10 protein-coding genes and 2 pseudogenes are annotated in these 12,800 nt (G+C 50.2%); 6 read left to right on the top strand and 6 right to left on the bottom strand.

Annotated elements, in window-relative coordinates; all coding sequences use genetic code 11:
* Positions 1-576 precede the first annotated feature (576 nt).
* Both ACM1PF_RS22520 and clpP read left to right on the top strand, forming a co-directional pair.
* Complete coding sequence (locus tag ACM1PF_RS22520; protein ID WP_416667133.1) at positions 577-912, top strand: hypothetical protein; 336 nt, start codon at positions 577-579, stop codon at positions 910-912.
* Positions 913-1,029: 117 nt separating this feature from the next.
* Entirely contained in the window at positions 1,030-1,641 is a 612-nt protein-coding gene (clpP, locus tag ACM1PF_RS22515; protein ID WP_416667130.1) for an ATP-dependent Clp endopeptidase proteolytic subunit ClpP, read from the top strand.
* A gap of 97 nt (positions 1,642-1,738) precedes the next feature.
* Here the strand turns inward: clpP and ACM1PF_RS22510 are convergent, their stop codons facing one another.
* Positions 1,739-2,665 (bottom strand): hypothetical protein, encoded by a 927-nt coding sequence (locus ACM1PF_RS22510; protein WP_416667128.1) that lies wholly within the window; start codon positions 2,663-2,665, stop codon positions 1,739-1,741.
* Positions 2,666-2,824: 159 nt separating this feature from the next.
* On the opposite strand from ACM1PF_RS22510, the gene ACM1PF_RS22505 reads away from it, so the two are divergent.
* Positions 2,825-3,625, top strand: a complete 801-nt coding sequence (locus ACM1PF_RS22505; RefSeq protein WP_416667125.1) for a TerC family protein — start codon at positions 2,825-2,827, stop codon at positions 3,623-3,625.
* A gap of 133 nt (positions 3,626-3,758) precedes the next feature.
* Here ACM1PF_RS22505 and ndk read toward each other — a convergent pair whose 3' ends face one another.
* Complete coding sequence (gene ndk / locus ACM1PF_RS22500) at positions 3,759-4,208, bottom strand: nucleoside-diphosphate kinase (protein ID WP_416667122.1); 450 nt, start codon at positions 4,206-4,208, stop codon at positions 3,759-3,761.
* Positions 4,209-4,344: 136 nt separating this feature from the next.
* Positions 4,345-4,758, bottom strand: a complete 414-nt coding sequence (locus ACM1PF_RS22495) for a hypothetical protein (protein WP_416667119.1) — start codon at positions 4,756-4,758, stop codon at positions 4,345-4,347.
* 307 nt (positions 4,759-5,065) lie between these two features.
* Here ACM1PF_RS22495 and ACM1PF_RS22490 point away from each other — a divergent pair, with 307 nt between their 5' ends.
* Positions 5,066-5,302: a hypothetical protein gene (locus tag ACM1PF_RS22490; protein WP_416667117.1), complete on the top strand. Its 237-nt coding sequence runs from the start codon at positions 5,066-5,068 to the stop codon at positions 5,300-5,302.
* A 56-nt stretch (positions 5,303-5,358) separates the two neighbouring features.
* Positions 5,359-6,009 (top strand): class I SAM-dependent methyltransferase, encoded by a 651-nt coding sequence (locus ACM1PF_RS22485; RefSeq protein ID WP_416667115.1) that lies wholly within the window; start codon positions 5,359-5,361, stop codon positions 6,007-6,009.
* A gap of 63 nt (positions 6,010-6,072) precedes the next feature.
* On the opposite strand, the gene ACM1PF_RS22480 is transcribed toward ACM1PF_RS22485, so the two are convergent.
* The 3 genes and pseudogenes from ACM1PF_RS22480 to ACM1PF_RS22470 form a co-directional block, all read right to left on the bottom strand.
* Complete coding sequence (locus tag ACM1PF_RS22480) at positions 6,073-8,286, bottom strand: sensor histidine kinase (protein ID WP_416667112.1); 2,214 nt, start codon at positions 8,284-8,286, stop codon at positions 6,073-6,075.
* Between the two features lie 148 nt (positions 8,287-8,434).
* Entirely contained in the window at positions 8,435-9,376 is a 942-nt protein-coding gene (locus tag ACM1PF_RS22475) for a LysR family transcriptional regulator (protein WP_416667110.1), read from the bottom strand.
* 449 nt (positions 9,377-9,825) lie between these two features.
* Positions 9,826-10,580: pseudogene (locus tag ACM1PF_RS22470) on the bottom strand (HEAT repeat domain-containing protein).
* A 120-nt stretch (positions 10,581-10,700) separates the two neighbouring features.
* On the opposite strand from ACM1PF_RS22470, the pseudogene ACM1PF_RS22465 reads away from it, so the two are divergent.
* Positions 10,701-12,732 (top strand): annotated as a pseudogene (locus ACM1PF_RS22465) (DICT sensory domain-containing protein).
* The last annotated feature ends 68 nt before the right edge of the window (positions 12,733-12,800 follow it).

The following is a 12,800-nucleotide window of genomic DNA, read 5'->3' as shown; positions in this document are numbered from 1 at the left end:
CAACCTCTAGATATTTAATGTGAAACCCTACCAGTGTGATTTTAAAATTAATTGACCGATCGCCCGAAGCGAAATACCTAGGACGCTATGCCAAAACTCAACAGAATTTTTGACATCCAAACCTCCTGGGGAAATGTTTGGATAGGCATTAAGCATCGGGAGGTTTAAAAAACGGCAAGCATTGAATCCTTGACAGATTCGTTGCAATCCTCACATCGGCAAGTACAATCCCATCCAGGAAAGACTGGAGTGGCTTGATTTATGATTCCATACTGAATTTTACAAGACCTTGTTGCCCTTTTCTCTTTGATTACTGGTTTCTCCCTGAGTTCAACCTCATTACCTGGCTTAAAAATTTGAGAATCGCTAAAACGGCGACACCTTGGGATTGACCGCTTACCGTAAGCTGTAACGACTCGCTTCGACGATCGCAGGCAGGGCAGGGGGGTAGAGCGTAAAGTTGAACCTGGCTTTACAGTTGTGTAATAAACCTTTGTAGATTGACAATACAACGATGACATTTTTTATCTTCATTTTTTAAGATGACGACGCGGCAGCGGTCAATAGGAGGTACGTATGAATGGTGGTGCAGGTCAAACAGGCAATCACTTACCAGCCGAATTGCAGGAAGAGTTGGAGTCGATCGCTAGACTCATTCGGTCAACAGCCTATGAATATAAGCATCAGAGCCATGATTTGCTAGCTTTGTTGCGGGTTTTGGAGGCGGTTCACCAGGAAATCCGAGATGGATTATTTCAGGATTCACTGCCAGACAATCGCCAGGCTTTGTATGCCCTGTTGCGCGATATTGAAAACGATGGTGGCTGGCCCTATATTCATCGCATGAAACTTCAGGCGTTTTTGTCCCATTTACCTGAAGAACCAGAAAGTGAGTCTCCCTTCCGGCCATGAGGGATAAAAGAGCAACTGCGCCGAACCGTCTTACCCTCCTTCAACCGGACGGGAACCTCGCCCCTCGGAATCGGCAGAAGTCGCTAAAATAATAGAAAAATATGTGAAGAACTCCGCATGATTCCTACCGTTATTGAACAGTCTGGACGTGGCGAACGGGCATTTGATATCTACTCTCGCTTACTGCGGGAGCGCATCATTTTCCTGGGACAGGCCATCGACTCAGAACTTGCCAACTTAGTGGTTGCCCAGATGCTCTATCTGGAGGCTGAAGATCCAGAGAAAGATATCTACATCTATATCAACTCTCCAGGAGGTTCAGTGATGGCGGGGTTGGGCATCTATGACACGATGAACCATATCCGCCCGGACGTTTGTACGATTTGTGTTGGGTTGGCTGCCAGCATGGGGGCGTTCCTCCTGAGTGCTGGAACCAAAGGGAAGCGGATGAGCTTGCCCCATTCCCGGATCATGATTCACCAACCGCTTGGTGGAGCCCAGGGACAGGCCACCGATATTGAAATTCAGGCGAAAGAGATTCTGTACCTGAAACAGCAATTGAATCAAGCTCTGGCCAATCATACGGGACAACCGATCGAACGGATTGCTGAAGATACCGAGCGGGACTTTTATATGTCTGCCAAGGATGCAATGGAATATGGTTTGATCGATCAGGTGATCGATCGGCGGGCCGTAGGCAGTCGTCCCCTGGCGACCGCCACCAATTGAGCGGACTATCAATTCAGTAAAAATGAGGGGATGGCATCAAGCTGTCCCTCTTTGTTTAGGAAGTTGTTTAGGAAGTTTAGAGTGACTCTTCGGGTGGTTAAAAGGGCGAATTAGCGGGCATGGGTTGAGCCTCTAAATAGTTGAGGAAATCCAGCAGCTCCGAATCTTCCAACTCCTGGCGCGATCGCTTACCATAGGTTCGTTTTAGATGATTTCGCCCCTGCTCAACCGTCCAGCTCAACCGCTTCATTTCAACCCCAATCTTGGCATTCACATCAGAGCGATCGACAATCTCCTGAGGGGGGGGAGTTTCAGCCGCAGTCTCTTCAGCCGGTTCTTTCCGTCTGGTAGATTTGCTTTTTGAAGATGATTTGGTGGGTTTGGCTGGCTCTGGTTCGGGCAGTCGTTCAGGTTGAGCGGGATCTTGTTCAGGCGCAGGTTCAGGGGAAAAGTCCAGCTCGACGATGCTGGGAGAGGGCGAGTCCAAATCTGGTGCGGCTTCTGGTAAACGACCGGATTCAGGGGGAGCAGTGGGTTGAAATAATTCGTTCGTGGAACTGCCCATATCCTGTGCTGCACGGCTTTCTTCAGGGAACCATGGTTCTGATGTTCGTACCGGTTGAGGGGGGGGAGTCGGCACGGTCAGTGGGTCGCTGGCAGGGCGATCGGCAAAAGTAGGTTGGGGAGCGATCGGACTGGGAACCGGAGCTTCTGGTGCGGTTAAGGTTTGAGCTGGCTCAAAGGATGTAGACGGGGGCAAGGGATAGGCTAACCCTGAAGGCGCAATATTACCTGCAAACGATGAGCCAATCCCCAATGCCGAAAGGGCACGCACTTTAGCCCGATCTTCCGCTTGTTCAATATCGGTTGCGGCAGCCATAGCCGTTGCCAGTGTTGTAGAACCGACCTGAATCACCGCTCGCACAACAAAACTGCCCTCATAAATCGTCAAAAGCTCAGAAGTCACACTACCCAACGGATAGCGCGTTTGAAACTGGGTCAATAGCGTTTGAATGGAAGCCAAATTTGTCAGCAAGGTAAAGACTCGTGAACAATCTTAGATAGTTTAGACGTTAAGCTGAGGAGAGATCATTACTTTTTTTTCAATTCTCTCTTTGTGATCTGAGTTTGCAAAGTTGGTGAGCTGCACCAATTTTTATTTTGTATCTGGGACTCCGCTTTAATGCTAGATCAACTGCTTGAATATTCTTCAAATCTTGGTGTTGATACGCTGCTTTTATTGCCGGTGTTAATTGCTTTAGAAGCCGTACTATCCGCAGACAACGCGATCGCCCTTGCAGCCATTGCTCAGGGACTGGATGGCCACGACCAGCAGCGCCGAGCCTTGAACTTTGGTTTGGTAATCGCCTTTTGTCTGCGAGTTGCCCTGATTTTAACTGCAACCTGGGTGCTGCGGTTCTGGCAGTTTGAGCTAATGGGAGCTGTCTACTTGCTCTGGCTGGTCTATCAACACTTTTCTCCCGATGATGAGCCTGATCCCTCCCCTGATGGAGAGCATCACCATAAACCCAGGTTTGCGTCCCTCTGGCAAGCCATTCCGATGATTGCCCTGACGGATCTGGCCTTTTCCCTCGATAGTGTCACTACTGCGATCGCCATTTCCCGTGAAACCTGGCTGATTATTACGGGCGGCATGATCGGTGTGATTACGCTGCGATTTATGGCGGGATTATTTATTCGCTGGTTGGACGAATTTGAGCATTTAGAAGATGCAGGCTTTGTCACCGTTGCGTTTGTCGGGTTGCGTCTATTGCTGCGAGTGATCAACCCGGAATTCGTTCCCCCCGAATGGATCATGGTGATGCTGATTGCAGTCCTATTTGCCTGGGGCTTCTCCAAACGCACCGAACATTTCCAGGGCAATGCGGATGCATCTTTGAATGGGAACCAATCTACATCGATCGAAGAAGTCGAATCCAGCCCCATCTCTGCGAAGGAGCCGCAGGAAGTTTCAGCGGATTAGAGACGGGGCGCACTGAAGGGGAGTGGAAAGAAGTAGGGGAAGGGAGAAGAGTTTTAAGCTTTGATCGTTCAATCGCAGGCAAGATGCTTGCGCTACGGGTCTGCCCCACTCCTCACCCCTTACCCCTCACTCCTTACTCATACAACCAGGGTGCGATCGTCGGTTGCCAGGTCGCCAACTCGCCGTCGGTAAACCACAGACCAATTTCCCGTTGAGCGGTTTCTACGGCATCAGAGCCATGAATCAAGTTGCGGCCAATGCTAACTCCGTAATCACCACGAATGGTTCCAGGTTCGGCGGAAAGGGGGTTAGTTGCGCCAATTAGCTTCCGAGCCGAGGCGACGACTCCTTCCCCTTCCCAAACCATTGCCACAACCGGCCCAGAGGTAATGAAGTTAACTAAGCCTGAAAAGAACGGCTTGTCTTTGTGAACGTCATAGTGCTGTTCTGCCAGTTCTCGGCTGACGTTCAGCAGCTTTAGCCCCACCAGGGTAAAGCCTTTGGCTTCAAATCGTTGAATGATTTCACCGACGAGTGCCCGTTGCACCCCATCCGGCTTTACTGCAATAAATGTCCGTTCCAAGGATGACTCCTAAATTTTGACTAACGCGTCCAGATTCCAGATTAGCCCAGAAGGTTTAAGGAAGCGTTTATTTTTTGCAAAAAAAATGGGATGAGTCAAACTCACCCCACAGTGATGAAAATTTGTTCAACCGCGCTTAACGCTTCCGGATCTCTTTGGCCATGTTGCGGAACATATCCATGCTGGTGTCAGTCCGCCGCCGCTCGTTGATTTCTGAGCTTGCTGCCGGTTTTGATTCGGAAGTGGGAGTGATCACAATCGGTGTGCCGTTGGATTTTTCCACCGAAGACAGACTTTGAATAAACTCATTCTCTGTACCAAACTTCGCCTTGGGGAAAGTCCGTCGGGTTTGTTTAGCCATACGCATGAAATCGATATCGCCGTAGGTCTTGGCATCATCTGGGCTGAGGTAGTAGGCTTCAGCTTTAGTTCTGGGGCGTGGCTGGGCCTTGGGCTTGGGCTGAGGTTTAGGCTGCGGCGTGTTGTCTTGCTGCGGTTCAACGTCTGCTTTCGGCTTTGAACGGAAAATTCCCCGAATGAATCCTGTCACGCTGATCTCCTGAAAAAGGTTTGTCGCTTTATTACATTATTGTGAGCTTTTTGAATTTTTATCAAGGGAAGATCTGTGTCTTTGCAGGCGAATTTGCCCTTCCAGTCTGAAACTCCAGTCCTCGATCGACCTGATTATTACCGGGGAACCTGAGGGATCGTATGCTAATCATAGAGTTTAAGTAATGCTTAAAAAGCCGGAATAACCCAGCCCCTGAGTTGTAGAACTAAGTACAGTGGCTTTCAATAGTGCTATTTACATGGGTTAATTCCAAACGTATCAGTAAAAATTGTGAGGTTATCTAGCGGTGATTAAGATCCAAGTCGAGCCAAATGCTGTTCCTGAAGCACTTCAGCAGACGTTGAATTCGATCGCTGAAAACATGGGCGATCGCAAAAACGAGGTTGTTGATTTGCTGTGCGATGAGCAACCTGCCAAAAGCCGCCAGGTGGATATGTCCTACGTTCGCTGCACCTGGTGGGAAGGATGTTACTACTGCCAGGATGAAGCAAAGCAGTGGCATCGCGTAAAATGCTTCATTTGAAGTAGCCCCCCGAGGAGAAGTTTGCCTAGAACCACTCAACCAATTAGAAGAACCCAATGCCAGAATCGCAACACGTCATTGAGTCCTACGATCACGGGGCGGCGGATTATGATGCCATCATGCACCGTTACTGGTTTGTCGATCGATCGCCATTCATTGCATCTTTGCAGCTTCAGCCGGGTCACATGGTTTTAGACGCTGCCGTTGGCACGGGGCTAAATCTTCCCAGCTATCCGGCTGAAGTTAGCGTCACTGGGATTGATCTTTCTGAAAAGATGATAGCGGAGGCACAGAAAAAGCCGGTTTCAGCAGAGGTCACTTTCAAAATCATGGATCTGCAAAGCCTGGATTTTCCAGACAACACCTTTGATGCAGCGGCCTCCGGCTTTACCCTTTGTGTGGTGGCGGATCCGGTTCAAGCACTGCAAGAAATTCTCAGAGTGACGAAACCCGGCGCGCCGATCGGCATTGTGGATTATTGTCTATCCCGCAATCCAGAGGTGCAGAGATGGCAGGGTTTGATTGCTGATGCCGCCCTGCAAGTTGGCTTCCCAACCGGCAAGGTGAAGTGGAATGCCCTGATGGATTACGATCGCCTGATTTACGACAGCCATTTACCCCTTAAAGTGGTGCGAGACGATCGGGTAGAAAGCCCCAATCCGTTTGCATGTGGCTGTCAACTCTTGCTCCAAAACGCCAAGGAGTGAGCATTCAGTCGTTGGTCACTCTGGTGGGGCTGACCGCTTGCCTGCCCACCGGATCTTCCTACTTCATGTCGGTAGCGTAAGCTTGACCGGAATTTGAATCACAAATTCTGTTCCCTGACCAGCTCCCGGCTCAGGGTTCGACCAACAGTGCAGCTTGCCGTGATGTTTTTCAGTAATAATTTGATAGCTGATGGACATCCCCATTCCGGTTCCTTTACCCACAGGTTTAGTGGTGAAAAAGGGATCAAAGATTTGCTGTTGAATGGCTTTGGGCATGCCTGGGCCGTTATCTATAATGGCAATTTGCACCCAGTGTGACTGGATCACAGAGGTACGGATGGTAATGCAGTTTGGGGTTTCCTGCATATCCTGAAACGTGCGGTTCGTGCGGTTCTCCTCCAGAGCATCGATCGCATTCGTCAGAATATTCATAAAAACCTGATTCATCTGTCCGGCATAGCATTCCACCAGTGGTAGATCGCCATAGTCTTTAAGCACTTGAATTTCCGGGCGTTCCGATTTGGCTTTGAGGCGATGCTGCAAAATCATCAGCGTGCTGTCAATGCCCTCATGCAGATCAACGGGCTTGATTTCAGCTTCATCCATGCGGGAGAAGTTTCGCAAGGAGAGGACAATTTGCCGAATGCGATCGGTGCCAATCTGCATTGAGGCTAATATTTTGGGTAGATCCTCCTGGATAAACTCCAAGTCGATTTCTGCGGCAGCATCCTGAATGGCTGCGTTTGGCTCAGGGTAATGCTGCTGATAAAGCTGAATAAACTCCAGTAAGTCCTGTGCGTACTGTCTGGCATGGGAAAGGTTACCGTGAATAAAGTTCACCGGGTTGTTGATTTCGTGCGCAACTCCGGCAACCAACTGTCCCAGACTGGACATTTTCTCACTTTGCACCATCTGCGCCTGAGTCTGCTGCAATTCATTTAGCGTTTCCTTCAGTTCGATCGTGCGTTCCTCTACCCGGTCTTCAAGTTCCTCATTGCTCTTCGCCAGGGCTGCAAAGGATTCACGCAGTTGTCCTGCCATATGATTAAAGGAACCGGAAAGAGCATTGAATTCACTGATACCGCTGTTTTTCACCACTTGATTTAAGTTTCCTGCCGCCATTGCTTCACTGGCTTGATTTAGCCGCAGAATGGGTTGGGTAATCCAGCGGGAGGTCAATAGCCCTAAAGCCGTTGCTCCCCCTAACGCCCCCAGACAGAGCAAAACGGTCAAACGAGTGTTTGTATCAATGCGCTCCATAAATTCGCTTTCAGGGACAGTAACCACCACCAACCAGTCCAGCCCATATTCATCCCGCCAGGGATGTGCCTGAACGTAATAAGGCTTGCCCTCCAGGTTGAATTGCAAATAGTCTGCTTTTGTAACGGATGCAAAATCGTTAAAGTGATGCTGAAGCTGGCGGGCAACCCCCTGAATGATGGGATCCGGGCTGTCGATCGCCCGTAATCGTTCAATTTCATCTCCTTCATGCCGAAACGGTGGCTCATTTCCCGAATTGGCGATCAGCATCCCGTCCCGCTCCAAAATGAAGATATGCCCGGCGCGACTGACGGATAGGCTTTGCAAAAAATCGCTCAGTTTCAGCAGAGACACATCTGTGCTCACCATGCCCAGCAGTTGATTTTGCTGATTGTAGATAGGGCGACCAGCTGAAGTGGCAATGTAGGGGTGGTTGGGATAGTCAATCACGAAAATGGGTGACCAGGTAGGCTGACCGGCCCGAATCGGCTCTGTGTACCAGGGTTCGCTGAAATTATCCCAATTTAAAACTTCTAAAACGTCCGTTCGATTCCCCTGTTCATCGAGCGCGTAGCTCGTCCAGTTACTGGGAGGACGGGCTTCCCAATCATCGATTGTAATGGTCGTACCGTCATACCGGGCAGCTCCAACCCCTTCCCCCGTCGTTAAGCCAATCCCGATATAGCTGACATCATAGGACTGCATTTGATGCCAAAAAAAGCGACCGACCGTTTCTCGATCGCTCACATCTAACCCCCCGATCTGAACTGCACCCGCGTTAATTTGGCTGACTCGCTGCGGCATTGATAAATAGGTGTCGAGGTGCTGATTCACTTTACGGCTGGTACGTTCCATCAACTGATCGGCCAGATCGTTCACTGCCCGCTGACCATTTTGGAAGGACAGGTACCCCACCAAGCTCACCGCTCCGAAAATTTGCAACACGAAGGGGACAACCAAAACAAGCTGTAGGGGGAATCCCTGTCTGAGTTTGAATTTAGAATAGTGGGATTGCATAGCGGGAGAAGGGCCGTATGGATGAAGTTTGGTTTCAGGGTTCCCACAACCTTTGGAAACTTCTCATGTTGACACTTCTCAGACACTTCTCCTGGAAACTTTTCCAGTCTCTGAGTGCAGTTTGAAAGGTTTTAATCCTGCAACTGCCTCAATCCTGCAACTGCTTTAGCCATTCCCCCCCCTTTAGCCCATACCCCTCGGCTAACTCAGCCGCTGCCGTCTGGAGATAGTCTAAAAACGTGCTGGCAATCACGGATAGTTGCTTGCTAGAGAGATAAACAGCGTACCAGTACCGCTCAATCGGAAACTCCTCCACGTCCAGAACCGTAACTTCGCTGTTATCCGTCAGCAATGTATGGCGTGAGAGCACCGATAGCCCTAACCCCCCAGCGATCGCCTGCTTGATGGCCTCGTTGCTGCCCAACTCCAACCGCACCTTCACTGAAAGCTTGTGGGCATCCAATAACTGCTGAAAGGCTCGCCGCGTGCCTGATCCTGGTTCCCGCATGATGAACGGTTCTTCCACCAGTCGCTTCAGGGAAATATTTTTCTCTTTCGCCAGGGGATGATGGAGCGGAGCTACCACTACCAGTGGATTTTCCAAAACGGCATGGGACTTAACATCAACATTTTCGGGAATCTGGCTCATCACATACAGGTCATCCTGATTATTAGACAGGCGATCGATCACCCGCTCATGGTTGGTGACAATTAACGACACATCCACACCAGGATACTTCTGGCAGAAGGGCCCCAGTAGACGTGGCATAAAGTATTTAGTGGTGGTAATTACAGCCAGGCGCAGTTTCCCCTGCTTCATGCCTTTCAGGTCTGCCACAGTCATTTCAAGCTGCTCCAGCTTTTGAAAAATGTCCTGGCAGGTAGAGAACAGCTCCTGTCCAGCATCGGTCAGGTAAAGCCGTTTGCCAACCTGCTCGAATAGGGGTAAACCGATCGCCTTTGTGAGCTGCTTTACCTGCATAGAGACAGTCGGCTGAGTCAGGAACAGCTCTTCTGCCGCCCGCGTAAAGCTGCCATGACGCGCCGTTGCCTCAAAAACCTTGAGTTGGTGCAGAGTGGCATGAATCAACAGTTTTATCTCCTAAGATGTGTGTTTCAACAAAATTCAGCGACATCCGGCTCTTTATAGATTCAAGTCTATCATAAATATCACAACTAGTGATTTTTATCTATAAATTATACCGTTAAGATGGAGGGCAATAGCAACGATATCGAGTTCCCTTCCAGCTGGTGTGGCATAGCGTAGCAAGATTTTAGATCCGGTGATGCTCCATCTCCCGATTCCTACAGCAATAGGGTATTATCCTGATTTCTAAATCTGGCGATCGCTATGCTACTCCATTCTCTGAGCCATCCTTGTTGTCCTGGAGCCACTTCTCCTGGAGCAACGGTAGTACAAAACTCATTCTAGGAAATAGCATTCAATTGACCTTGCCAACACAATAGGGGTTCGACCACACCAAACCCCCTAAAATGCAAAATTTTAGATCAATATAGATCAAGATAGAGCAAAGGCTTCTACAAAAACCCTTCCAGTTCTAATTCTTCCACCACCTGCAATCCCCGTGGATCGCCCACTTTGAGAACGGCCGCCCTGGCATCTTCCCGCACACCCATTTCTTCATCTTCCACAAAGGCTTCAATCAGCGCATCGATCGCCGTAGCATAAACTACATTAGAGGGCAGTTCTCGACACAGTTGCCCGATCGCCCAGGCACAGTTACTTCGGACTGCTGCCACCGGATCTCGTCGCAATCCTTCAATCAGCGCAGGAATAGCATTAATCGTCACCTCGTAGCCCACGAAGGACATCTGTGCCAACGCGCTGGCAGCCCAGAGGCGAACGGCAGAGACATCGGTTTTGAGGGCATCCACCAGAGGTTCCAACGAACGACGATCGCGGCAATTTCCCAACGCCCAGACAATCCCCTTCCGAACGTAGCCATTCCAATCCCACTGCAATTGAGCGATCAATGGCTCCACCGCAGATTCATCGGGATTTCGACCAACCCATAGGCAGCACTGACCCGAATCAGGGGACAGGCATCCGTTAATAGCCGAATCAGGTGCGGAATGGCCCGTTGATCCTCCAATTCACAGAAGGCCCGGGTCGCAATCATCCGCTGTTGATTATCAGCTGATTCCAGCAACACCAGCATTACCTCTGGATCAGGTTTGACCGTTTCGGATTCAGCATCCTCTGCTCCCACTTGGTCAAGGGGGTCCAGCTCAATTTCAGCGTTGAGTACAGTGAGATCGTCGTTGTCATACATATTGCCACTTTACAGCAAAGCTAATCCCCTTATGGAGCTGAAATCCAAAATCTAAAATCTAAAATCTAAAATCTAAAATCGCTCCCCGTGTATAGTGGTCATTAGGACAATAGATGACCGATGAGCATTCAAACTTCCGTATTGGAAGACCTTCTGCACCGATCGCCTCAGTTGCGCCCTCAGCTTTACTTCAAATCCTCTTTGACTGCGCTCTCGCATGCGATGGAGGATCAAGTGCTGGCTGGTGGCGCACAGCCTCCCTTAGTGATTGCTAGCTTCCAGCGAGAACGATTTTATCGTCAGGAAGCCCATCGCTACGGACGGATTGCGGCACTGACTTCCCATGTCTATGTGCTGGCTGCTCCTGAAACGAGTTTTACGAATGCCTCCAACGATTATGAAACGATCGCCTTTGACCCCGAAGATCAACTCAGTCGGGAATGGCATCTGGTGGTAATTGGGCAAAACTATGCAGCTTGTCTGGTTTGCCAGGAACGATCGCCCTTACCCAGTTCTGAAGCAAAAGAGCATACTGATCTGCCTGCGATGGATCAGACTCGACGGTTTGAAGGCATCTGGACATTCGATCGCCAGGTGAGTTGTCATGCGGCGGAAATTTTGCTCGATCGAATTTTGGTTTACCGTCCTGAACTGAAGCGTAAGATTCAGCAAGCTAAAAAGAATTTTGTCGTTAAAACACCATCGCGGATGCAGGAGGTGGATCCCGATCCGTTTGCCCAACGGTTAGTCACCTACCTGCAAGCAGGACAGTACAAGCTCCTCAAGGCCTACCGCTCGATTGCGGCCCAGGAACGGCGAGAGCGGCTGGTGAATTTGATCACAGGCGCGATGCGGCAATCTTTGGATCCAGATGAGATTTTTCGGGTGGCGGTATCTGAATTGGGCGAAGCGATGCACGTTTGTCGTTGCCTGATATACCGTTGCAAATCCACCGACTCTACTACCCTGATTCATCACGAATCTCGATCGACTTCAGAGTTGGAATCTTTGGTGGGACAAACCTGGACACTCCAGGATAATCCCCTCTTTCAAGCCGTAGTGGAACGGAAGGTAGCTGTGGCGGTTCCCAACACACAAGTGCCTGAGCCGTTGGATTTGTCGTCCCTGAGCGATCGGCTGGAACGCTGGAACATTCGCTCCTGGCTGATGGTTCCAGTTCTTTACCAGGGACGACTGCTGGGCATGGTAGAACTTCAGCACTGCCAGACAGTTCCCCATACCTGGGATGGCGATGAAATCGAACTGGTGGAAGCAGTGGCGACACAGCTAGGGGTAGCCTTGATTCAGGCAGAATCCTTCGCCAATTTGGAAGATTTGAATGAGCAGCTAGAAGCCCTGGAGCGCACCCGCAGTAATTTAATTGCCATTACGGGTCACGAACTTCGTACCCCGCTCTCAACCATTCAGGTTTGTTTAGAAAGTCTGGCCAATGAGCCAGATATGATACCAGAGTTACGGCAGGTCATGCTGGACACAGCCCTGTCGGACGCGGAACGAATGCGGAAATTAATTCAGGACTTTATTACCTTATCTCGTTTAGAAAGTGGTCGGGTGCAGTGGCATCTAGAGCCGATCGCCCTGGATGAGTGTGTTGATCTGGCTCTCAGCAGCATTCGGACTCGCCTTACCAGCGATACCTTGCCTCAAATTCGGGCCCAGGTTCCCCTGGAATTACCTCCGGTGCGGGCTGATGGAGAATGGTTGGTCGAAGTTCTGTCGAAGTTGCTGGATAATGCCTGCAAGTTTACAGAGCCAGAGGGTGAGGTGGTGATTGAAGCCAAATCCAATGGGGGCAAAATGCTGGAAGTCACGATCACCGACACGGGACGCGGCATTGAACCCAACCGCCTGGAGGCAGTATTCGATCGCTTCTACCAGGAGGAGGGGCCCTGCGGCGCACGGCGGGGGGACTGGGTTAGGTCTGGCCATCTGTCGGCAGATTGTCCTGGGATTAGGTGGACAAATCTGGGCAGAATCCGCTGGGCGAAACCAGGGTAGCCAGTTTCACTTTACATTGCCGATCGCGCAAGATGGGGGCAATGTTCCTGCTCCTGTTGCCTCAATGGACAATACAGGCCGTAGCAGCACAGGCAGCAAAAAGACGCGATCGAAAGCCAGGAGTCGGCGTTAGGAATTCTGCCTTTGTTCCTCTAAGGATTGCGAATTAAATAATTGTGCCCTTATTTAATTGTGCCCTTA

The organism is Egbenema bharatensis FJBBOT/2019 (assembly GCF_048077055.1).
GTDB classification, from domain to species: domain Bacteria; phylum Cyanobacteriota; class Cyanobacteriia; order Elainellales; family Elainellaceae; genus Egbenema; species Egbenema bharatensis.
Note: the sequence above shows the minus strand (reverse complement) of the source record. Positions and strands in the feature narration are given on the sequence as shown.